This is a genomic window from Niveispirillum sp. CC-CTL257 (assembly GCF_059489915.1).
In genome coordinates this window covers 1,111,494-1,132,633 of record NZ_JCAJXE010000001.1, presented here as the reverse complement: position 1 = coordinate 1,132,633, position 21,140 = coordinate 1,111,494, and the positions used below count along the sequence as shown (strand labels likewise).

General features: G+C 63.4%; 19 protein-coding genes and 1 tRNA gene. 13 read left to right on the top strand and 7 right to left on the bottom strand.

The window, feature by feature from the left end; all coding sequences use genetic code 11:
- The first annotated feature begins 159 nt into the window (after nt 1-159).
- Nucleotides 160-1,866, top strand: a complete 1,707-nt coding sequence (locus ABC729_RS05430; protein WP_495606625.1) for a long-chain-fatty-acid--CoA ligase — start codon at nt 160-162, stop codon at nt 1,864-1,866.
- A gap of 125 nt (nt 1,867-1,991) precedes the next feature.
- Complete coding sequence (locus ABC729_RS05425) at nt 1,992-2,213, top strand: hypothetical protein (RefSeq protein WP_495606624.1); 222 nt, start codon at nt 1,992-1,994, stop codon at nt 2,211-2,213.
- Between the two features lie 99 nt (nt 2,214-2,312).
- Here the strand turns inward: ABC729_RS05425 and ABC729_RS05420 are convergent, their stop codons facing one another.
- Together ABC729_RS05420 and ABC729_RS05415 are read right to left on the bottom strand one after the other, a co-directional pair.
- The gene (locus ABC729_RS05420) at nt 2,313-4,553 is read right to left on the bottom strand and encodes a xanthine dehydrogenase family protein molybdopterin-binding subunit (protein ID WP_495606623.1); all 2,241 of its coding nucleotides are present in this window, start codon (nt 4,551-4,553) and stop codon (nt 2,313-2,315) included.
- Between the two features lie 3 nt (nt 4,554-4,556).
- Nucleotides 4,557-5,015: a (2Fe-2S)-binding protein gene (locus ABC729_RS05415; RefSeq protein WP_495606622.1), complete on the bottom strand. Its 459-nt coding sequence runs from the start codon at nt 5,013-5,015 to the stop codon at nt 4,557-4,559.
- Between the two features lie 298 nt (nt 5,016-5,313).
- Between ABC729_RS05415 and ABC729_RS05410 the strand changes: the two genes are divergently transcribed.
- Nucleotides 5,314-6,846 carry a YifB family Mg chelatase-like AAA ATPase gene (locus tag ABC729_RS05410; protein ID WP_495606621.1) on the top strand — a complete coding sequence of 511 codons (1,533 nt, stop codon included), beginning with the start codon at nt 5,314-5,316 and terminating at the stop codon, nt 6,844-6,846.
- Nucleotide 6,847: 1 nt separating this feature from the next.
- Here ABC729_RS05410 and ABC729_RS05405 read toward each other — a convergent pair whose 3' ends face one another.
- Both ABC729_RS05405 and ABC729_RS05400 read right to left on the bottom strand, forming a co-directional pair.
- Nucleotides 6,848-7,600, bottom strand: a complete 753-nt coding sequence (locus ABC729_RS05405) for a substrate-binding periplasmic protein (protein ID WP_495606620.1) — start codon at nt 7,598-7,600, stop codon at nt 6,848-6,850.
- A gap of 68 nt (nt 7,601-7,668) precedes the next feature.
- Nucleotides 7,669-8,430, bottom strand: a complete 762-nt coding sequence (locus tag ABC729_RS05400) for a substrate-binding periplasmic protein (RefSeq protein ID WP_495606619.1) — start codon at nt 8,428-8,430, stop codon at nt 7,669-7,671.
- Between the two features lie 143 nt (nt 8,431-8,573).
- Between ABC729_RS05400 and ABC729_RS05395 the strand changes: the two genes are divergently transcribed.
- Complete coding sequence (locus tag ABC729_RS05395; RefSeq protein WP_495606618.1) at nt 8,574-8,945, top strand: VOC family protein; 372 nt, start codon at nt 8,574-8,576, stop codon at nt 8,943-8,945.
- Here the strand turns inward: ABC729_RS05395 and ABC729_RS05390 are convergent.
- A complete protein-coding gene (locus tag ABC729_RS05390; protein WP_495606617.1) occupies nt 8,942-9,250 on the bottom strand; it encodes a hypothetical protein in 309 nt (102 codons plus the stop codon). The two genes, ABC729_RS05395 and ABC729_RS05390, sit on opposite strands and share 4 nt — an antisense overlap.
- A 174-nt stretch (nt 9,251-9,424) precedes the next feature.
- Between ABC729_RS05390 and ABC729_RS05385 the strand changes: the two genes are divergently transcribed.
- Both ABC729_RS05385 and ABC729_RS05380 read left to right on the top strand, forming a co-directional pair.
- Complete coding sequence (locus tag ABC729_RS05385; RefSeq protein ID WP_495606616.1) at nt 9,425-10,300, top strand: dienelactone hydrolase family protein; 876 nt, start codon at nt 9,425-9,427, stop codon at nt 10,298-10,300.
- Nucleotides 10,301-10,408: 108 nt separating this feature from the next.
- Nucleotides 10,409-11,377: an aspartate carbamoyltransferase catalytic subunit gene (locus tag ABC729_RS05380; protein WP_495606615.1), complete on the top strand. Its 969-nt coding sequence runs from the start codon at nt 10,409-10,411 to the stop codon at nt 11,375-11,377.
- A 119-nt stretch (nt 11,378-11,496) separates the two neighbouring features.
- On the opposite strand, the gene ABC729_RS05375 is transcribed toward ABC729_RS05380, so the two are convergent.
- On the bottom strand, nt 11,497-11,697 hold the full coding sequence (locus ABC729_RS05375; RefSeq protein WP_495606614.1) for a hypothetical protein: 201 nt from the start codon (nt 11,695-11,697) through the stop codon (nt 11,497-11,499).
- A 188-nt stretch (nt 11,698-11,885) separates the two neighbouring features.
- Between ABC729_RS05375 and ABC729_RS05370 the strand changes: the two genes are divergently transcribed.
- Nucleotides 11,886-12,584 (top strand): 2OG-Fe(II) oxygenase, encoded by a 699-nt coding sequence (locus ABC729_RS05370; protein WP_495606613.1) that lies wholly within the window; start codon nt 11,886-11,888, stop codon nt 12,582-12,584.
- A 2-nt stretch (nt 12,585-12,586) separates the two neighbouring features.
- Here ABC729_RS05370 and ABC729_RS05365 read toward each other — a convergent pair.
- Nucleotides 12,587-12,674, bottom strand: a tRNA-Ser gene (locus ABC729_RS05365).
- Nucleotides 12,675-12,872: 198 nt separating this feature from the next.
- Here ABC729_RS05365 and ABC729_RS05360 point away from each other — a divergent pair.
- The 6 genes from ABC729_RS05360 to ABC729_RS05335 all read left to right on the top strand — a co-directional run bounded on the left by ABC729_RS05360 (nt 12,873) and on the right by ABC729_RS05335 (nt 21,059).
- Nucleotides 12,873-15,269, top strand: coding sequence for a response regulator (locus ABC729_RS05360; RefSeq protein ID WP_495606612.1), 2,397 nt, complete (start codon nt 12,873-12,875; stop codon nt 15,267-15,269).
- Nucleotides 15,270-15,332: 63 nt separating this feature from the next.
- Nucleotides 15,333-15,734 (top strand): response regulator, encoded by a 402-nt coding sequence (locus tag ABC729_RS05355; RefSeq protein ID WP_495606611.1) that lies wholly within the window; start codon nt 15,333-15,335, stop codon nt 15,732-15,734.
- Complete coding sequence (locus ABC729_RS05350; protein WP_495606610.1) at nt 15,731-16,183, top strand: GNAT family N-acetyltransferase; 453 nt, start codon at nt 15,731-15,733, stop codon at nt 16,181-16,183. The genes ABC729_RS05355 and ABC729_RS05350 overlap by 4 nt, the downstream gene beginning before the upstream one ends.
- Nucleotides 16,184-16,257: 74 nt before the next feature.
- The gene (locus ABC729_RS05345; protein ID WP_495606609.1) at nt 16,258-19,398 is read left to right on the top strand and encodes an ATP-binding protein; all 3,141 of its coding nucleotides are present in this window, start codon (nt 16,258-16,260) and stop codon (nt 19,396-19,398) included.
- A gap of 5 nt (nt 19,399-19,403) precedes the next feature.
- Nucleotides 19,404-19,811 carry a response regulator transcription factor gene (locus ABC729_RS05340; protein ID WP_495606608.1) on the top strand — a complete coding sequence of 136 codons (408 nt, stop codon included), beginning with the start codon at nt 19,404-19,406 and terminating at the stop codon, nt 19,809-19,811.
- A 72-nt stretch (nt 19,812-19,883) separates the two neighbouring features.
- Nucleotides 19,884-21,059 carry a PQQ-dependent sugar dehydrogenase gene (locus ABC729_RS05335; RefSeq protein WP_495606607.1) on the top strand — a complete coding sequence of 392 codons (1,176 nt, stop codon included), beginning with the start codon at nt 19,884-19,886 and terminating at the stop codon, nt 21,057-21,059.
- Nucleotides 21,060-21,140 lie beyond the last annotated feature (81 nt).

The window sequence follows — 21,140 nt, the reverse complement described above, 5'->3', positions numbered from 1 at the left end:
CGTCGTTATATTGCGCGCGCTTTCCGCCCTGCAAAAAAACGACAGACCTTCCGTTACGTCACCTCGAATAATCGCTTGAGGTTGCGTTTTGGCTCCCGATATAGGTCAATCAAAGGCGCGACGCTGGAGTGCGCCAAGAGCATATCGGGAGGACCGGACATGGCCGAAGCCGCCATCAAGATGACCACACGCGAACCCTTCCTGTGGGAGAAGAGCTATCCCGCCGGTGTTTCGTGGGACATCGATTTGAAAGCGATGTCGGCCTCGGAAATGATGGAGCATTCGGTAAGGACCTGGCCGGAGAAGCCCTGTCTCGATTTTCTCGATAAGAAATATACCTATGCCCAGGTTGGGGCGCTTATCGGCCGGTTCGCCGCCGGGCTGCAGAAAATGGGCCTCACCCCCGGACAGAAGGTCGGGCTGTTTCTGCCCAACACCCCCTATTCCGTGATCTGCTATTACGGAATCTTGAAGGCCGGTGGCGTGGTGGTGAATTTCAATCCGCTTTATGCGGAGCGCGAAATTGCCCACATGATCAATGACAGCGAAACCGATTGGATGGTGAGCCTTGATCTGAAGGTCACCTATGACAAGCTGGCCAAGATGTTCGGTCAGACGCGCCTGAAAAAGATTATCGTCGTGCCAATGGCCGACATATTGCCATTTCCCAAGAACTGGCTGTTCCCCATCGCCAAGCGCAAAGAGATCGCCGACATTCCCCGGAATGAACAGCATGTGCGCTTCAAGGACCTGATCGCCAATGATGGCAAGGTGACGCCGGTCCCTTGCGACCCCTTCAATGATGTCGCGGTCCTGCAATATACCGGTGGCACCACCGGGGTGCCGAAAGGTGCCATGCTGACCCACCACAATATCGTGGCCAACACCAAGCAGGCCGCAAACTGGTTCCCACAGGCACGCCTGGGCCAGGAGAAGATGCTGGGCGTGCTGCCCTTCTTCCATGTTTTTGCCATGACCTGCGTCATGAACTGGACGTTGAACCTGGGGGGCGAAATCATTCTGCTGCCCCGGTTCGATCTGGATCAGCTGCTGGATGTCATCGACAAGAAGAAGCCGACCCTGTTCCCGGCGGTCCCCACAATCTACACCGCCATCAACAATCATAAGGACGTGAAGAAGTTTGATCTTTCGTCCATCAATCTCTGCTTCTCCGGCGGCGCGCCGCTGCCCGTTGAGGTGAAGCATGAGTTTGAGCGACTGACCGGGTGCCTGCTTGTCGAAGGGTATGGTCTGTCGGAAAGCGCCCCCATTGCCACAGGCAATCCCGCGCAAAACAACCGAGCAGGTTCAATTGGCCTGCCCATTCCCGGCACGATCATCAAGATCGTCAGCCTGGAGGACCGGAAGACAGAGGTGCCGCAGGGCGAGCGCGGCGAGATCTGCATCATTGGCCCCCAGGTGATGAAGGGCTACTGGAACAAGCCGGAAGCCACCGCCGAAACGCTGGATGGCGGCATGCTGCATACCGGCGATGTCGGTTACTTCGATGAGGATGGCTATATCTTCATTGTCGACCGCATCAAGGACATGATCCTGGCCGGCGGCTACAACGTCTATCCGCGCAATGTGGAAGAAGCCATCTATCAGCATCCCAACGTCGCCGAATGCATCGTTCTGGGCGTGCCGGACCCATACCGTGGTCAAACGGTGAAGGCCTATATCAAGAAGCGCGAAGGCTGTGAGCTGAGCAAGGAAGACATGAAGGCCTTCCTGGAGGACAAACTGTCCACCATTGAACAGCCCAAACTGTACGAATTCCGCGACGAACTGCCCAAAACCATGATCGGCAAGCTGTCGCGCAAGGCGCTGCTGGATGAGCTGGAAGCGCAGAAGAAGGCGACTTGATAGGATTCTTAAATTTACTATGGTTCCGATTACAGTCGGAACCATAGTTTTTATGTAAACTCAGCCCCCTACGCAGAGCGAATTTATTTTGATACATTATGACTTTTTCAGATAGGAGGCTAAATATGCAAGAATATATTCACGGATTGATAATATTTTTAATCATGTCTTGGGCAGGTTGGCAGACAAAAAGTAGCAGTGTATTTTTCGGTATGGGTATATTTTCACTAATTGGCAGTCTTGCATACTCTTTAGAAATTGGAATCAATAATGAATTATTTACAGGAATTTTGATGTCAATTGGATTTATTTTGATTGGAATTGGATTGAAGAGAAAATCAAATTAACTCAGTTCGGAAATGCCTTTAGAATCATATCCAGCGAATTCCCATAAAAAAAAGCCCCACGTCACCGTGGGGCCTTTTCTTTTGTACTGACAGAAGAGATCAGACGACCCCGGCCTTGCTGAACGGCAGGTCGTGCAGCTTCTGGCCGGTGGCGCGGAAGACGGCGTTGGCGACGGCCGGGGCCGCCGTGGGCACGCCGGGCTCGCCCACGCCCGTGGGGCGGGCCGTGGACTTCACGATATGCACCTCGACATCGGGCATGTCCGACAGGCGCATCGGCTCGTACCCGTCGAAATTGCTCTGATCGACCAGACCGTCAGTCATCGTGATCTGATCGCGCAGGGCATGGCCGATACCGAAGCCGGTGCCGCCCTCAATCTGCGCCTTGATGACGTTGGGGTTCACGGCCTGGCCGCAATCCACCGCCACGACGACACGATCCACCTTGATCTTGCCGTCCTTGGACACCGTCACCTCGGCCACATGGGCCACGAAGCTCTGGAAGCTTTCATGGACAGCGACGCCGCGCGCCCGCTTTGACCCGTCGGCGGCCGGGGCCAGCGGCTTCGACCAGCCGGCCTTTTCCGCGGCCAGCTTCAGCACGCCGGTCAGGCGCGGATGGGCATCGCCCAGCAGTTCCAGGCGGAAAGCCACACTGTCCTTGCCAGCCGCCGCCGCCAGTTCCTCGATAAAGGCTTCCTTGGCGTAGGCGGTGTGGGTGTGGCCGACCGAGCGCCACCACAGGGTGGTGACCGGCGAAGCCATCTGATGATAATCGACGGACAGGTTCGGCACGGCATAGGCCATGTCGGACGCCCCCTCCACCGCCGTTACATCCACCCCATCCTTGATCATCACCTGGGCAAAGGGCGTGTCGGCAATGAAGGACTGCGTCACAATCGCCTGTTCCCAGGCCACCAGCTTGCCAGCCTTGTCCAACCCACCCTTGACCCGGTGAACGACCATGGGGCGGTAGCGACCGCCCTGGATGTCGTCTTCGCGTGTCCAGACCAGATGCACCGGCACCTTCCGGCCCTTGGCCGCCAGGGCCTTGGCGATCAGGGCGACCTCCGCGAAATAGTCGGCATTGGTGGTGGCGCGGCGACCGAAGCTGCCACCGGCCCAGAGCGTGTTGATCTTCACCTTGTCGGGCGTGGTGCCCAGGATGCCAGCCACGACCGGCTGTTCAACGCCCTGGAACTGCGACCCGGCCCAGATCTCTGCCCCGCCATCGGCGGTGATTTCCAGGGTGGCGTTCAGCGGTTCCATCGGCGCATGGGCCAGATAGGGGAAGCTGTATTCCGCCTCAATCACCTTGGCGGCGGTCTTGAAGGCGGCGGCGGTGTCGCCCTTGCGGGCGGCCTTGGCACCGGGCTTCTTCGCCTGTGCGCGGTATTCGGCCAGCATCTGGTCGGTGCCGCGCTTTTCCGCCTTGGCGTCGTCCCACTGGACGGACAGCGCCTCCCGCCCCTTGATGGCGGCCCAGGTGTTTTTAGCCACCACCGCCACGCCCACCGGCAGGGTCAGCACGTCGATGACGCCGGGAACGGCGCGGGCGGCCTTGTCGTCCACCGACTTGACCGTGCCGCCGAAACGCGGGCTGCGGGCCAGGACCGCCGTCACCTGATTCGGACGCCGAATATCCATGGCGAAGATGGCGGTGCCATTGGTCTTCGACACATGGTCCAGACGGTGCAGCGTCTCATTCCCGATCAGGCTGTACTGGCCGGGTTCCTTCAAGGTCACCTTGGGCGGAATCGGCTGCTTCGACGCGGCCTCGGCCAACTGGCCAAAGGTGGCGGACTTGCCCGAGGACTTGTGGCTGACCACGCCCTTGGCCACGCTGATCTGATCCGCCGGCACCTTCCATTCGGCGGCGGCGGCGTTCACCAGCATCACGCGGGCGGCGGCACCGGCCATCCTCAGCTCATCCCAGCTGTTGGCAACGGCGGTGGAGCCGCCGGTACCCTGGATGCCGAAGAAATGGTTGCCATAGAGCTTACTGTCGGCGGGCGCATGCTCACCGCGCATCTGCGACCAGTCGGCGTCCAGTTCCTCTGCCACGATGGTGGTGAGGCCGGTCATGATGCCCTGGCCTTTGTCCAGATGCTTGACCAGAACGGTGACGGTATTGTCCTTGGCCACGCGCACGAAGACGTTGGGGCGCGGGTCGGCCGGGCCGACGATGGCGGGGCCGGCAGCCTCCGCCGCGAAGGACCCCAGCGGGACGGTCGCGCTGATGATCAGGGCGCCGCCGGTGCCCTTCAGGAAGGTACGGCGGCTGGGGGTGGGTTCAGCCACGTTGGACGCGGCCTGTCGCAGCAATTGACGCAGCATCATGGCTCAGGTCCTCGCCAGCTTGGCAGCCTGCTTCACGGCTGCTTTGATCCGCACATAGGTGGCGCAGCGGCAGACATTGCCGTCCATCGCCGCCTCAATATCGGCATCGGTGGGGTTTGGGTTCTCGGCGATCAGGGCCGTGGCGGCCATCACCTGACCGGACTGACAGTAGCCACACTGCACCACGTCCAGATCGGCCCAGGCCTTCTGAACGGCAGCGGCGGCCTTGCCGGACAGGCCCTCAATCGTCGTGATCTTGGCCCCGACCGCCGCCGATGCCGGCAACTGGCAGGAGTGCGTCGGCTGACCATCCACATGCACCGTGCAGGCACCGCACTGCGCGACGCCGCAACCGAACTTGGTGCCCGTCATATTCAATTCGTCACGAAGGACCCACAGAAGCGGCATGTCGTCGGCCACGTCCACTTCGCGGACTTTGCCGTTGATATCGAGGCTAATCATCGCTGACCCCAATCAAGAATGAAATCATCAGGCCCTCGCCAAGCCTGACATCGCCCGTGAGGATGAGGGGCAAGGGTTTGGAAGTCTTCCAGATTTCGATCATTTCAGAGACGGCACACAGGCCTTGGCGTGAAAGGTTTGTTACTTGGCATCCATCGTAATATACGAATGAATATATCGATGAAATCTTGAGCAGCATCCTCGACGCCGCGGGAGAAAGAAAGTCGGAAGCCGACCCTTTCCGCCTGCAAGTCTCATCATCTATACTAACCTGAACTTGTGTGCGGTGGGGGTGTGGGTGGCGGCGCGTGTATCGACGGTAGCCTTTCAAGGCATTGATGTGCTGGATATCGACGTTCAGGTGCAGATGACGGGCGGCCCCATCACCTTTCTGGTGGTGGGATTGCCGGACAAGGCGGTTGCAGAAAGTCGGGAACGGGTGCGCGGGGCCCTGCATGCCCTGGGCATCGCCCTGCCCGCCCAGCGCCTGATGGTCAATCTGGCACCTGCCGATGTCATGAAGGAAGGGTCGCATTTCGATCTGCCTATCGCGCTGGCCCTGCTGGTGATGATGGGCATCCTGCCGGATGACGCCATGGCCGGGTATCAGTCGCTGGGCGAACTGGGGCTGGACGGGTCCATCGCGCCCGTGGCCGGGGTGCTGCCGGCCGCCATCAATGCGCTGGCCGCCGGCAAAGGCCTGATCTGTCCGGCGGCCAGCGGCGGGGAGGCGGCCTGGGCGGGGGATGGGCTGGACATCCTTGCCCCGCCGTCGCTTCTGGCCCTGGTCAACCATTTCAAGGGCACGCAGGTTCTGACCCGCCCCGAACCGAAGCTGCAGGTCGACCTGCCCGGTTCCGTGCGCGATCTGCGCGATGTGAAGGGACAGGAGACGGCCAAGCGCGTGCTGGAAATTGCCGCCAGCGGCGGGCACAATATGCTGATGCTGGGGCCGCCGGGGTCGGGCAAATCCATGCTGGCTGCACGGCTGCCGGGCCTGCTGCCGGGACTGGACGCGGCGGAGGCGCTGGAAGTGTCGATGGTGCATTCCATCGCGGGCGGGCTGGAGGAAGGGCGGTTGATCCGCACAAGGCCGTTCCGGGAGGTCCACCATTCCGCTACGCTGGCCGCCATGGTCGGCGGCGGCACGCGCGCCAAGCCGGGGGAAATCAGTCTGGCGCATCAGGGCGTGCTGTTCCTGGACGAATTACCGGAATTCGCGCGTGGGACCCTGGAGGCGCTGCGCCAGCCGCTGGAAACCGGGCGCGCCACCATCAGCCGCGCCAACCACCATGTCACCTATCCGGCGCGGTTCCAGCTGGTGGCGGCTATGAATCCCTGCCGCTGCGGGCATCTGGATGATGCAGCACTGGCCTGTGGCCGGGCACCGAAATGCGCGCTGGATTATCAGAGCAAAATCAGCGGGCCGCTGTTCGACCGTATCGACCTGCATGTCGATGTGCCGGCGGTCAGCGCATCGGACCTGTCGCTGCCGCCGCCGCGTGAGGGCACGGCTGAGGTGGCGGCCCGCGTCGCCACCGCACGGGAGCGGCAACGGGAGCGGTACAAGGCCATGCTGCTGCCCGGCCATCCGCCCATCCGCACCAATGCCGAGGCGGATGGGGAATTGCTGGAAAAGGCGGCGGCACCGGACCCGCAGGGCCGCTCGCTGCTGACCGAGGCGGCGGAGCGGCTGAAACTGTCAGCGCGCGGCTATCACCGTGTGCTGCGCGTGGCCCGCACCCTGGCCGACATGGACAATACCGATCAGGTGCGCCGCATCCATGTGGCCGAGGCGTTGTCCTATCGCCGGGTGGCACCGGGACGGTAGATTATTGCCCCACGCTGGTGTCGGCCTGCGCCAGTTCCGCCGTCACACGACGCAGATCGGCGGCGGAGACGGGCCCCACCTTGGTCACGCCCATGGTGACGGTGAAGCGGGCCGTCACCCCCTTCACCGACAGGCCATCATCCTTGCCACCCAGGTAATAGAAGGTCTGTTCCGACAGGATGCCCAGGGGGGCGCGTCCGCGCCGGACCATGGTGTAAACTCCCTCCTCCGTCCGTACATCGCGGCGGCGGGCCGTGCCGTCGGCGAAGGCGCGGTTCATGGCGTCGCCATAGACATAGCCGATGACGGTCACCACATCCCCCGACGGGGCGCAATCATCACAGATGGGCGGCTGACTGGCCGGACCGACAAAGACATTGCGCACCACATACATGGGCGTGCCGAATTCGATGCTGCCGGGATCGGGATACCAATCCGGGGACACATGGCAGAGCATGTCGGCATCCCGCGCCTTGATCATCTCTGGTACCCGCTTCGACGGGACAACCGTCAGCACGGGCATATAGCCAAGGCGAGTCGCCGCAGCCCGACATAGGTCGGTTGCCATGCCGGCAACCGCGCCCTTGCCCGTGATCAGATAGGGCGGCGGTATACTGTCGCTGATGATCAGGCGCAGCGGCGGTGGCGGGGTGGCCAGGACGGGCACAGAGAAGCCGGCGGCCAGCAGCAGCCCGGCAAGGCCCTGGCGCATAAGGTGAAGCAAGGGGACGGACAGAACCGGAACATTCTTCATGCCGGTAATCCCAGGAAGGCTTCAACAGACGCTCAGCGTATCATGCCGATATTGGTTGCAACAGGATTTCAACGTTTGGCGGCGGGGCTGCCCAGATAGGCCCGGTATTCGGGTGCCACATCCTGCGGCAGCCGGATTGAGGCGGATGCGATCTTCAATTCCGCCTCGCTGATCAGCCCGGTGCGGGGCACGCCGACGGTGATGTTGAATCGGGCCACGCTGCCCTTGATCGCCAGATCGTGCTGACCCTTCGCGAAATAACGGAACGTATATTCGGAGATGATGCCATAGGGCACGCGGCCATGCTGAACCAGACGGAAGACATTTTCCTCTGAGCGCACGTCGCGGCGCGACACGGTCCCTCTGTCAAATCCCTGACGCAGCCGGTCACCATATTCATAGCCGATGACAGTCGCCACCTCCGGCGGCAGGGGGCATTGGTCGCAGATGCTGGGCGCGCCCTGTGCCGCGATGAAGACATTGTCGGCGCTGTAAAGACGGCGTCCAAACCAGAGATCGTCGGGATAGGCATACCAGCCGGGGGCGACATGGCAGACCATATCCACCTCTCCGGCCCGCACCAGTTCGGGCAGGCGCTTGGGCGGGGCCAGCCGCACCTCTGCCCCGTGGCCCAGCCGTTCGGCCACCTTGCGGCAGAGGTCGATGGCCAGGCCCTTCGCCTCTCCCCCATCCTCATCCAGGATCAGGTAGGGGGGCGGCAAACTGTCGGCGATGACCAGACGCAGCGGCTTTCCCACAGCACCGGCGGGGATTGCCAGCAGAAGCAGCAAGAGGATGGCGGGCAACAGCCCAACGCGTGCAATGCCCATCCCGGCCATACGCTGCTTCGTCCCGTCATTAACCATCGACCCGCAAAGGATGTACGGTTGTTTGGGGATGATGCCAAGACTTGTTGGCGGACCGGTCGATATGCGACGCTGGGAACCAATTGAATCTGAGGATGGAGGGGGCCATGGCGGCGGTTCTGGGCATTGGCGGTCTGTTCATCAAGGTTTCCGATCCGGCGGCCATGGGCGATTGGTATCGGCGGGTGCTGGGAATCGACTGGGGCGATTTTGGTGCCATGTTCCCCCATCCCGACCGTGGCTTCACCCTGCTGAGCGGGTTCAAGGAAAGCAGCAGCTATTTCGATCCCAGCCCCCTGCCCGTCATGTTGAACCTGATCGTGGACGATCTTGACGGCGTGCTGGAACGTGCGCGGGCGGAGGGCGTGGAACCGCTGGGCCGTGACGACAGCGACCCCAATGGCCGCTTCGGCTGGCTGATTGATCCCTGGGGGTTGAAGATCGAGCTGTGGGAAGCGCCACCGAAGGCGGAGGATTAAACCCGCTTGCCGCCGGGGCGGGATAGGTGGCGGGGGTCGGTATAGGCCTTGGCCGCCGCTTCCGGCTTTTTCAGGTTCTCCATCAGGGCCATGGCGAAGCGCCCGCCATCATTGCGGGATTGCAGGAAGCTGGCCACGACGTCGCGCGCCGCATCCTTGTCATAGGGCACGTGGTCGGGCGGCAGGGTGCGCGCGGCTTCCGCCGCCTCGGCAGCCTTCTGGGCGCGGGCCAGAACATCGGGATCGATGCGCCGCCGGATGGTACGGATCTGGCGCAGCAGTTCGGCTTTCGCGTCGCTGGACATTGCTGTTGGCCCCGGTTTGGTACTGACGACAGGATGCGCGTGCCGGCCCGCCGCCGCAAGGGGCATTGAAATCACGGATGAAATCAACCGGCCCGGTCCGCAAAGGGTTGCGCGTCCGCCGCCTTGCCCTATCTTGGGCGGCCAGTGCCGGGATAGATACGGGAGAGAAACCCCATGGATCGCGTTGACGCCGAAGCCCAGTGCCTGCTGTCGCCCATCAACCCTACCCTGTCGCGACGGATGTTCGCCATGACGACATTGGCGGGCGGTTTCGCCCTGTCCACCCTGCCCGTTTCCGCGCAGACGATCACCACGCCCGCCGACGGTCTGGTCGCGGGTGAGGTGTCGATCCCGGTGGAGGGTGGCAGCCTTCCCGCCTATCGCGCCAAGCCGGCGGGCAACGGCCCATTCCCCATCGTCCTGGTGGTGCAGGAAATCTTTGGTGTGCATGAGCATATCAAGGATGTCTGCCGCCGCTTTGCCAAGGAAGGCTATCTGGCCATCGCGACAGAGCTTTACGCCCGGCAGGGCAATGCCGCTTCCTTCACAGATACCGGCGCCCTGATCCGCGAACTGGTGAACAAGGTGCCGGATGCGCAGGTCATGGCCGATCTGGACGCGACAGCCGCCTGGGCAGCCAAGGATGGTGGCGACGCGGCCCGGCTGGGCATTACCGGCTTCTGCTGGGGCGGGCGCGCCACCTGGCTTTATGCAGCCCATAACCCGAAGCTGAAAGCCGGTGTCGCCTGGTATGGTCGCCTGACCAGCGCGCCGACGGCGCTGCAGCCCATGGTGCCGGTCAATCTGGTGCAGAAGATGAACGCCCCCGTCCTGGGTCTTTATGGCGGCAAGGATGGCGGCATTCCCATGGCGGATGTGGAGCGGATGCAGAAGGCGCTGGCCGCCGTGAATTCCCGCAGCACATTCCATGTCTATCCCGAGGCCCCCCACGCCTTCCACGCCGATTACCGCCCCAGCTACCGACCCGACGACGCCAAGGATGGCTGGAAGCGCTGTCTGGAATGGTTCAGGGCGAACGGGGTGGTGTGAACCCCGCCCGGATCATGCCCGACCGGTTTTTCTGACGCTTGCAGCAATGGGGGCGGGACAGCATAGTCCCGCCCCGCCGATCCACGCCGTCAGCCGAAAGCCCGCTCCATGGCCGTCCATCCGCATGATATCGATGCCCGCGCCGAGACGTTCGCCCATCGCCACCTGCTGGGGATCGAGGGGCTGACGGCGCCGGAGATCAATCTGCTGCTGGATACCGCCGACCGCTATGTCGAGCAGAATCGCGGTGAGAACCGGGTGACGAACAAGCTGGCCGGCAAGACCATCGTCAATCTGTTCTTTGAGAACTCCACCCGTACCCGCACCAGCTTTGAACTGGCGGCCCGCCGCTTAGGCGCTGATGCCATCAACATGTCAGTCGATGGCAGTTCGGTGAAGAAGGGCGAGACCCTGATCGACACCGCCCTGACCTTGAACGCCATGCATCTGGACGCGCTGGTGGTGCGGCACCAGGAATCGGGCGCGCCGAAGCTGCTGGCCAGCAAGGTGAACTGTGCCGTCATCAATGCCGGCGACGGGCAGCATGAGCACCCGACCCAGGCGCTGCTGGACGCGCTGACCATCCGCCGCCGTCTGGGCACGCTGAAGGGCCTGACGGTTGCCATCTGCGGCGATATTCTGCATAGCCGGGTGGCGCGGTCCAACATCCATCTGCTGAACATCATGGGCGCACATGTGCGTGTCGTCGCCCCGCCCACCCTGCTGCCCGGTGCCGTGGACCGGATGGGGGTGGAGGTGCATCATTCCATGGCCACTGGCCTGAAGGATGCCGACATCGTCATGATGCTGCGCTTGCAGCTGGAGCGCATGCAGGGCCAGTTCCTGCCCAGCCAGCGGGAATATTTCCGGTTCTTCGGTCTGGATTACGAGAAGCTGGCCGTTGCCAAGCCGGGTGCCCTGATCATGCATCCCGGCCCGATGAACCGGGGCGTGGAGATCGACAGCTTGGTGGCCGACGATATCCACCGGTCGGTGATCCTCCAGCAGGTGGAACTGGGCGTGGCGGTGCGCATGGCCTGCCTGGACCTGCTGACGGCGGCACCCAAGGCCGCCTGAACGCCCTTATACCAGCGGTTTGAAATGCCGATAGGTCGGCATTTCAAGCTTCGGCGGCACGGGCCGCCGCCGCGCCAGTCGGCGCGGATACTAACGGTCAAGAATTCTGACCGTTAGTATTAGCCCCAGTCCCAGACGCCGGGTTCGCGCCGGCGAAGACCTTCCATCTTAGTCGGGGCTGGCGGGGCGGTGCCCATATCCACCACGACCCGCGAGGGGCGGTACATCTTGTCCCCGATGCGGGGCAGCAGCCGGAATGGGCTTCCCGTGAAGTCAGACGGTTTCGGCAGCGGCCGTTCCGCAACGTCGTACTGATCCATGGCATCCTCCCTTGATCGGACAGCAATATAGAACATTTCAGGAACATTGACAAGGCGGGTTGAAGGCGCCGTTACAGACGGACGTATGTTCCCCTTCCACGCAGGCACCCACCGCAAGGATCGGAATGCGCCCGGCCTTCCCCTCAGTCATGCTGTCATCTGTCACGATCTCAAAGGATGGTGGGGCGATGTCGCGCCTGGATGCATATGACTGGCCGTTGATCACGGATGAACTGAACAACCAGGGCAGCACCGTTCTGCCGGGCCTGCTGACGGCGGCGGAATGCGCGCGGATTTCCAGGATGTACCCGGACGAAAGCCAGTTTCGCAGCCATGTCATCATGGCCCGACACGGATTCGGGCGGGGGGAATACCGGTATTTCCGCTATCCATTGCCCGATCTGATACAAGCCATGCGCACGGCGCTGTATCCGCGTCTGGCCACCATCGCCAATGACTGGAACGCGCGACTGGCCCGGGAGCGGCATTATCCGGCGGCGCATGCAGATTACCTGGCGCAGTGCCATGCGGCAGAACAGAAACGGCCCACGCCGCTGCTGCTGCAATATGGTCCCGGCGACTATAACTGCCTGCATCAGGACCTGTATGGCGATCTGGTCTTTCCGTTGCAGGCGGCGATTCTGTTGTCAGAACCGGGGCGCGATTTCACGGGCGGCGAGTTTGTCCTGACCGAACAGCGGCCGCGCATGCAGAGCCGGGTGGAGGTGGTGCCCCTGCGGCAGGGCGACGCCGTCATCTTCGCTGTCAATGAACGGCCCACACAGGGCACGCGCGGCCCCTATCGCGTGGCGATGCGCCATGGGGTCAGCCGGATACGAACCGGCCAGCGCCATACGCTGGGCATTATCTTTCACGATGCGCGGTAAGGTGGCGGATGGGGTGGGATTCGAACCCACGGTGAGTTGCCCCACGGCGGTTTTCAAGACCGCTGCCTTAAACCACTCGGCCACCCATCCGGTGCCAACACGCCTAGCCGAAACGCGCGGCAGGGGCAAGTCCCCCGTCGCGTTCGCACGGGAAATCTACACAAAGCCCTGATATGCTGCATGCCGCGCATAGGATGGACGCTTTGACGCACATTGCTTGGTTAACGGTGCGTTTAGGATTGCCCACGCATAGTGCGCCGCATGATTGGCAGGGAAGGTTGTGCATTCATGGGTGGTGATGACGCGGATGACCTGTTCGCCCCGGAAGAGGATGATGTGCTGTTCAGCGCATCCGAAGGGGTGAACAGCGCGGCACAGCCCGCCCCCCCGCCGCCTTCCCCCTGGCCCGTCCTGGTCGTTGATGACGACGAGGAGGTTCACATCATGACGCGGCTGGTCCTGTCCAAGCTGCGTTACAAGGACCGACCACTGGAACTGCTGGCCGCGCGGTCGGGGATGGAGGCGGATGACGTTTTCCGCCGGCGCGAGGATATCGCCGTCGCCCTGCTGGACATCGTGATGGAGACGGATGATGCCGGCCTGCGGCTGGCGCGGCGCATCCGCGAGGAATTCGCCAACAGCGATACACGCCTGATTCTGCGCACGGGGCAGCCGGGACAGGCACCGGTGCGCGACGTCATCGTGAATTATGACATCAACGACTATAAGTCGAAAACCGAGCTGACGTCGGAAAAGCTGTTCATCACCATCATCACGGGTCTACGGTCCTATGACAATATCCGCAGCGCCCGCATGGCGGAGAGCGCGTCGAAGCTGAAATCCAGCTTCCTGGCCGCCATGAGCCATGAGATCCGCACGCCCATGAACGGGGTTCTGGGCATGCTGGAACTGCTGGGCCACACGCCGCTGGACGCCGATCAGCGAGACATGCTCCTGACCGCGCAGGATTCGGCAGGTGCCCTGCTGCGCATCATCGATGACATCCTGGATTTCTCCAAGATTGAGGCCGGGCGCATGGATATCGACCGGCATCCGGTCGAGCTTGGCACCATCATGGAAGGGGTGGCGGACACGCTGGCCCCGGCGGCGCGCAAGAAGGGCCTGTCCTTCGATATCCATGTCGACCCGGCCATTCCCGTTGCCGTGATGGGCGATCCGGTGCGGTTGCGCCAGATCCTGTTCAACCTGACCGGCAACGCCATCAAGTTCACGGAACAAGGCGGCGTCATGGTCCGGGCCGAGCGCTATCCCGACCCGGCCCCCGGCGTGGCCCGCGTGCGCGTGTCGGTGATCGATACCGGCATCGGCATCGCCCCAGACCAGCAGGCCAAGCTGTTCCAGCCCTTCACCCAGGCCGAAGTGTCCACCAGCCGCCGGTTCGGTGGCACGGGTCTGGGCCTGTCGATCAGCCACCGGCTGGTCGAGTTGATGAAGGGCCATATCGGGTTGGACAGTGTGCCGGGTCACGGCTCCACCTTCTGGTTCACGCTGGACCTGGATGTATCGGCGCAGGACATGCCCGACCCAACCGGTGGAGTCGATATTGCTGGCCTGCATGTCGCGCTGGACATCGCCGAACCAGAACTGGCGCAGACGGTCAGCGCCTATTTGGTGAATGCGGGTGCCGTGCCGATGGATGCCGGCGCACCATCCGCAGACCTGATCATCTGTGCCGGGCGCAGCGGCGCGCCCTGGCCCGTGCCGCAAGGCCCCCTGCCCGCCGTCGTGATTGCCGATGCGGATTCGCGGCGGGCCGGCGACATTCCGGCGGGAACGCAACTGGTGGCCCGTCCCCTGCGCCGGGCAGCCCTGTTCCGGGCCGTTGCCGTCGCCGGGAACCGGCTGTCGGGCAGCACCCCTACGGCAACCGCCGCCCCGCGTGCCGCCGTCAGCGCCCCTACGCCGCAGGAAGCGGCGGCGCAAGGTCGCCTGATTCTGGTGGCGGAGGATCAGCGGGTGAACCAGATGGTCATCAGCCGGCAGCTATCCATCCTTGGATTCGCGGTCGAAATCCATGCCGACGGGGCGGCAGCGCTGGCCGCCTGGCGTCCCGGTGCGCATGGGCTGCTGCTGACCGACTGCAATATGCCGGTGATGGACGGGTATGAGCTGACGGCCGCCATCCGCGCGCAGGAAGCCGAGAATGGGTTGCCGCGCCTGCCCATCATCGCCCTGACGGCCAATGCCATGGCCGGCGAGGATCAGCGCTGTATCAATGCCGGCATGGATGATTTCCTGTCCAAGCCGCTGGACCTGACGCAACTGGAACGCTGCCTGTCCCGTTGGCTGGGCACAGAGGCACATGGAACACCGGCAACAGCAGCCCCGGCGGCGGTGGCAATCTTCGACCCCGGCATGACCATCGATCTTTTCGGCAGTCTGGATGATGACGCGCGCGGGTTCCTGGCCGAGTTCACCAGTTCTCTGAAGTCGCTGTCGGACGAGGCGGCGGCAGGCTTTGCGGCCGACGACATGGAGGCCGCACGGCGCGGCATCCACGCCCTGGCCGGGGTCGCAAAGAATGGCGGTGCCCCCGCGCTGGGTGCCCTGGCAGACGATATTGAACGCGCCCTTAAGCAGGGCGATCACGCGGATGCGCGCACAAATGCCCTGAAAATACCCGGCATGATTGATCGGGTGGTTGCCGCCATCGACGCCTTGTAGTCAACTAGGGCGGTACAGGGTCGCAAGACCCCGTATGCATGCGCGTCCATGGGGAAAAGTGCGATGTCGGGTTTCAGCAGCTTCAGCCGGATGAATGCCTTGATCGTCGAAGATCAGGCCTTCATCCGGACCGTCGTGTCCCGGATCCTGAAGCAGCTTGAATTCAATCAAGTTTTCGAGGCGGATGAGGGGACAGGCGGGCTGTCCCTGGCGCTGGAGCGCAAGCCCGACGTCATCATCTGCGATATCGAGATGGCGCCCATGGATGGGCTGACCTTCCTGCAGCAACTGCGGCAGAAGGAAGAGCTGGGGCGGCGCACACCCGTTATCTTCCTGACGAACCACGCCCAGAAGGACATGGTGCTGAAGGCCCGCGATCTGGGCGTAAATGCCTTTATCGCCAAGCCGGTGACAGTGATCGGCCTGCGGGAGAAGCTGGCCGTGCTGTTGAGCACCCGGCGATGAGCGGTGAACTGAATTTTCGCTGGCAGGGGTTCGACGCATTCACAACGGCCAGCCTCTACGACATGCTGCGCTTCCGTCAGGACGTGTTCATCGTGGAGCAGCAGTCCCCCTATCCCGATCTGGACGGGCTGGACCCGTTCTGTCAGCACCTGCTGGTCACGGATCCGGCGGGGGGGCTGGTCGCGTACCTGCGCGCCCGTGGTCCCGATGGCGAAAATCCGGCCTTTATCGGGCGCATCGTGGTGGGGCCGGCGGGGCGCGGCACGGGACTGGGCCGGCGGCTGGTTCAGGAAGGGCTGGACTTCATGGACCGGACCTGGCCGGGGCAACCGATCGAGATTGGCGCGCAACAGCATCTGTCCGACTTCTATGCAAGTTTCGGGTTTGTCGCCGAAGGCCCGCCCTATGATGATGGCGGCATCCCGCATGTGACCATGTGGCGGCGGTAAAGAGAACGCCCGGTTGAATTTCCGCGATTTTTATGGTCCGTTCACTATCGAAAATAGAGAACGGGGCGCGCGACGTGCGGATACCGGTGCGGCATCTCCTGTTTTACGTGGCGGCCATTGCAGCGGTCGTGACCTTCCTTTGGCTGCAGGTGGCAGAAGCCAATCAGCGCCTTGAGGAGCAGCGCCAGACAGCCCGCATCGACGTGACCCGCCGTGTGGAACAGGCCGTGGGCACGGCGCTGGATTTCCTGGAATTGATGCATGCGCAGATGGAGGAAGGGCTGGTCAAGGCGGTGCCGGGCGCCCCGCCCTCCCCGCTGCGCCGCGCCTTGCAGGCGGGGGACGACGGTTCCTACCACCTGGACAATCCGCCCGGCCCCTATCAGCGCGATCTGGTCGGCAACATCACGGGCCTGGGTGGGCTGAACAGCCGTGGCCCAGCCTTCGAGGCGGAAATGGAGGCGGCCCTGTCGCTGCACACCGCCTTTGCCCAGGCGCAGCGCCGGCTGCCCAACATTCCCTGGGTGTATTACATCTCCGCAAGCCGGTTCAGCTTTGTTTATCCTTATGTCGCGTCGACGGAACTGACCTTCGCGGACAAAGACCTGGAGATGGAGTATTTCCAGGCTTCCCTGCCTACCAACAACCCGTCGGGGGACCTGTTCTTCTCCAAACTGTACGAGGATGATGGCGGCAAGGGGATGATGGCCACCATCGGCATGCCGGTCTATCAGGGCGACCGGCATCTGGGCGTGGTCGCGCTGGACATGACGGTCGGCTATCTTACCTCCCTGCTGGACGGGTTTCCGTCCGGGTTTGGCACGCTGGCGCTGGTGGCACCCGACGGGCAGGTGATCGGCGTGTCGCATGGTGAGGGGCGGCGGCATCCGCCCGAAGCCGCGTTGAAGGCCGCCATCCAGGAGACCATCAGCCGCGACGGTCAGATACGACTGGAAAAGGATGGCTGGACCTTTACCAGCCATATCCTGCGCAAATCGCCCTGGCGCATGGTGATGGCCCAGGATGGCACGGGCCATCTGCGCGCCGTCATGCAGGAGAGCACGCCGCCCATCCTGGTGGCATTGATGCTGCTGGGCCTGATCGGCGGCATGGAATTCCGCCGCCGCACCGACGCCCGCATCCGCAAACAGTCCGACATCCTGGCCGCCACCAACCTGGATCTGGCCCGCGCGCGGGATGAGGCGGAACAGGCGACACGCGCCAAGTCCACCTTCCTGGCCACCATGAGCCACGAGATTCGCACGCCGATGAATGGCGTGCTGGCCATGGCGGAAATGCTGGCCGATACCCCGCTGAACGAGGATCAGCAGGGTATGGTGAAGGTGGTGCGCGACAGCGGCGGCGCGCTGCTGACCATCATCAACGATATCCTGGATTTCTCGAAGATCGAGGCGGGTAAGCTGGATATCGAATGGATCGATACCGACATCCTGTCCCTGGCCGAGGGGGTGGGCGATCTCCTGGCCCGCCGGGCGGAGGAGAAGAGCCTGGCCCTGACCGTGGATGTCGATCCCGCCCTGCCCCGCCATCTGGTGGCCGATCCCACCCGGTTGCGTCAGGTCCTGCTGAACCTGACGGGCAATGCCATCAAGTTCACCGAACATGGCGGCGTCACCGTCCGCCTGAACCGCATGCCCAAGGGCGACGACGGTAGGGTCGGTCTGCGGGCGGAGATTGTGGATACGGGTATCGGCCTGACTCCGGAACAGCAGGCCAAACTGTTCCAGCCCTTCGCCCAGGCCGACGGGTCCACGGCACGGCGTTTCGGTGGCACTGGGCTGGGCCTGTCCATCTGCCGGCGTCTGGTCGAACTGATGGGCGGGACGATCGGCGTTACGTCAGAGGCGGGTGAAGGATCGACCTTCTGGTTCGAACTGCATCTGGACGAAGGCAAGGCGGATGAGGGGGCGGCGGATGAGCCGTCGCTGTGGGGCATGCGCGTTGGCATCCTGGGCGGCCTTCCCGCCGAACGCGCCAGCCTGACCCGTACCCTGACGGCACGGGAGGCGGACGTGGTGGAGATGGCGGACGAGGCGTCGGCCCTGGCAGCATTGCGCCAGGCCGCCGCCGACGGCATGCATTTCCACGCCATACTGATAGATGCCTATCCGGGCGACGGGGTCGGGTTGGATATCGCCCGCAGGCTGGGCGTGGCCGACGGCACGGGGGGCACGCGCACGGTGCTGATAGCACCGGTATCGCTGGTTTCCACCCTGTCGGAGGCGGGGCGGGGCAAGGGCATCTTCGCGGCCATCCCCAAGCCGGTGCGCCAAGCCCGCCTGATCAAGGTGGTGGCCGCCGCCGATGGCCGCGCCTCCCTGGACATCACGGCCACGACGGGCAGCAGCGAAACCGTCTGGCAGGCGCCGGAGATCGACGAGGCGGCGGCCAATGGCGCGCTGGTCCTGGTGGTGGAGGATAACGCCACCAACCAGATCGTTATCCGTCAGGCCATGCGCAAGCTGGGCTTTGCCGCCGAGATCGCGGGCAATGGCGTGGAGGGGCTGGAGGCCTGGCGCTCGGGGCGGTTTGGCGTGGTGGTCACCGACTGCCATATGCCGGAAATGGACGGGTACGACATGACCCGCGCCATCCGCGTGGATGAGGGGGCCGCCGCCGATGGCCGGCACGTGCCCGTCATCGCGCTTTCCGCCGACGCGGTCAGCGATGCCGCCCAGAAATGCCGCGATGCCGGCATGGATGATTACCTGACCAAGCCGATCGAGCTGACCAAGCTGGAAGCGGCCATCCTGCGCTGGGCACCGGTTACGGCGGAGATGCGGCGGCGTGTGTCGGCCAAGCATGCGCGACCCGTGGCCCCTGCACCCACGGCCCCTGTCCCGAAGGCCGAAACCGATCCCGCCATTTTCGACGCCAACCGGTTGAAGGAGATGTTCGGGCATCTGGATGCCGAGGCCATCACCCTTCTGGACGAGTTCCTGATGCAGGCGGAGGCGCGGGCGTCCGCCGTGGAAGAGGCGCTGAACAATGGCGACCTGAAAGCGGCTAAGGATGGTTCCCATTCGCTGAAAGGGTCCGCCAACGGGGTCGGGGCCGTGGCCCTGGGCGACCTGTTCGCCCGGATCGAGGCGGCCCTGAAAGAGGGGAACGAGGATATGGCGCAGGACCTGCGCTGGAACATCGCGCCGGCCTTTGAAGACCTGCGCCATCAGATCAGAATCGTGAAAGGCTGAACATCATGGCCGATGTGGATTTTACCAAGCTGAAGGTCCTGATCGTCGATGACGATCAGTTCTATCGCGGTATCCTGAAACGCCTGCTGTTTCAGGCGGGCGTGCGGATGATCGCGGAGGCCGAGAATGGCGAGGCGGCCATCACCTCCATCACGCGCCTGAAGCCCGACGCGGTGCTGTGCGATATTGAGATGGAGCCGGTGAACGGCATTGAGGTTCTGCAACGTATCCGGTCGGTCGATATCAAGCAGATTGCCACCACCCCCATCGTGATGGTTACCAGCCACGCCACCAGCGATCTGGTGAAACAGGCGGTGCAGTATCAGGCATCAGGATATCTGGTGAAGCCGGTATCGCTGACCGATATCCAGAAACGCCTAACGGTGGCCATTCAAACGCGGCCTGAGGTGTGATTACCCTTGGCAGGGACGGGCGGAACCCCCACATTGCGGGCAAGTTCATGTTCCGACGGGAGAATTGCCCCTATGTCCCTGACCAGGAAGGCCCTGGCCGCCCTTGCCGTCACCCTGTTGACCGGCACCGCCGCCCTTGCCGCACCCAAAGAGTTCACCACCTTCCCGGTGCCCAAGACCCGGCATGATGTGAAGGTGACGGTGGTGGCTGAGGGGCTGGACACGCCCTGGTCCATCGCGTTCATGCCCGATGGGCGCATCCTGGTCACCGAACGCACGGGCAATCTGCGCGTCGTGAAGGATGGCAAGCTGCTGCCGGAGCCTGTCGCCGGCCTGCCCAAGATTGAGGAGTTCAAGCAGGGCGGTCTGATGGATATCGCCCTGGACCCCGATTATGCCCAGAACCGCTATGTCTATCTGTCCTTCATGGAGAAGGCGGAAAAGGGACCGGACGCCAAGCCGCGCGATCAGGACAAGGGCAACCGCACCGTCATCGCCCGCTTCACCGATGATGGCACCGCCTTCAAGGACATGAAGGTCCTGTATAAGGGCGCGCTGGTCGATAGCGGTTTCCATTTCGGCAGCCGGTTCGCCTTTGACAAGGAAGGCCATATCTATTTCAGCATCGGGGAACGCGGGTCGCAGGACCGGGCGCAGGACCTGATGGATGCCGCCGGCAAGGTGTTCCGCCTGAACCGCGACGGCAGCGTGCCCGCCAACAACCCGTTCGTGGGCCGCAGCGACGCGCTGCCGGAGATTTTCACCTATGGCAACCGCAACCCGCAGGGTCTGGCGACCCAGCCGGGGACGGGCCTGATCTGGGAAAGCGAGCATGGGCCGCAGGGCGGGGATGAGATCAACATCATCCGTCCCGGCACCAATTACGGCTGGCCCGTCATCACCTATGGCAAGACCTATGGTCTGGGCCTGAAGATCGGCGAGGGCACCGAGAAGGAAGGCATGGCGCAGCCGGAGCTGTATTTCGTGCCGTCGCTGGCCGTGAATGGCATGACCTTCTATGATGGCGGCTCGCTGCCCTTCTGGCGCGGCGACCTGATCGTCGGGCTTCTGGCCGGCGGTATCGCGCGTCTGGATGTGGAGGGCGAGAAGGTGGTGGCCACCGAGCGCCTGCTGGTCGACGAACTGCCCCGCACCCGCGACGTGGCGCAGGGGCCGGATGGCCGCCTTTATGCCCTGATCGAAGCGCCGGGGACGGATGGCAAGCTGGTCCGTATCGACCGGAAGTAAACGGGATTGACCATTCCTGCGGGGCTGGATAATTTCAGCCCCGCAGTGGCGCTGCTTTCCGCCTGCCGGATCTAAATCTAC

Bases quoted from the DNA above. Each gene is read 5' to 3' on its own strand.
- ABC729_RS05350 (WP_495606610.1), top strand. From the start codon at position 15,731: ATGAGCGGTGAACTGAATTTTCGCTGGCAGGGGTTCGACGCATTCACA.
- ABC729_RS05380 (WP_495606615.1), top strand. From the start codon at position 10,409: ATGGCCGTCCATCCGCATGATATCGATGCCCGCGCCGAGACGTTCGCC.
- ABC729_RS05395 (WP_495606618.1), top strand. From the start codon at position 8,574: ATGGCGGCGGTTCTGGGCATTGGCGGTCTGTTCATCAAGGTTTCCGAT.
- ABC729_RS05340 (WP_495606608.1), top strand. From the start codon at position 19,404: ATGGCCGATGTGGATTTTACCAAGCTGAAGGTCCTGATCGTCGATGAC.
- ABC729_RS05355 (WP_495606611.1), top strand. From the start codon at position 15,333: ATGTCGGGTTTCAGCAGCTTCAGCCGGATGAATGCCTTGATCGTCGAA.
- ABC729_RS05425 (WP_495606624.1), top strand. From the start codon at position 1,992: ATGCAAGAATATATTCACGGATTGATAATATTTTTAATCATGTCTTGG.
- ABC729_RS05370 (WP_495606613.1), top strand. From the start codon at position 11,886: ATGTCGCGCCTGGATGCATATGACTGGCCGTTGATCACGGATGAACTG.
- ABC729_RS05400 (WP_495606619.1), bottom strand. From the start codon at position 8,430: ATGGGCATTGCACGCGTTGGGCTGTTGCCCGCCATCCTCTTGCTGCTT.
- ABC729_RS05430 (WP_495606625.1), top strand. From the start codon at position 160: ATGGCCGAAGCCGCCATCAAGATGACCACACGCGAACCCTTCCTGTGG.
- ABC729_RS05360 (WP_495606612.1), top strand. From the start codon at position 12,873: ATGGGTGGTGATGACGCGGATGACCTGTTCGCCCCGGAAGAGGATGAT.
- ABC729_RS05375 (WP_495606614.1), bottom strand. From the start codon at position 11,697: ATGGATCAGTACGACGTTGCGGAACGGCCGCTGCCGAAACCGTCTGAC.
- ABC729_RS05335 (WP_495606607.1), top strand. From the start codon at position 19,884: ATGTCCCTGACCAGGAAGGCCCTGGCCGCCCTTGCCGTCACCCTGTTG.
- ABC729_RS05390 (WP_495606617.1), bottom strand. From the start codon at position 9,250: ATGTCCAGCGACGCGAAAGCCGAACTGCTGCGCCAGATCCGTACCATC.
- ABC729_RS05415 (WP_495606622.1), bottom strand. From the start codon at position 5,015: ATGATTAGCCTCGATATCAACGGCAAAGTCCGCGAAGTGGACGTGGCC.
- ABC729_RS05420 (WP_495606623.1), bottom strand. From the start codon at position 4,553: ATGATGCTGCGTCAATTGCTGCGACAGGCCGCGTCCAACGTGGCTGAA.
- ABC729_RS05405 (WP_495606620.1), bottom strand. From the start codon at position 7,600: ATGAAGAATGTTCCGGTTCTGTCCGTCCCCTTGCTTCACCTTATGCGC.
- ABC729_RS05385 (WP_495606616.1), top strand. From the start codon at position 9,425: ATGGATCGCGTTGACGCCGAAGCCCAGTGCCTGCTGTCGCCCATCAAC.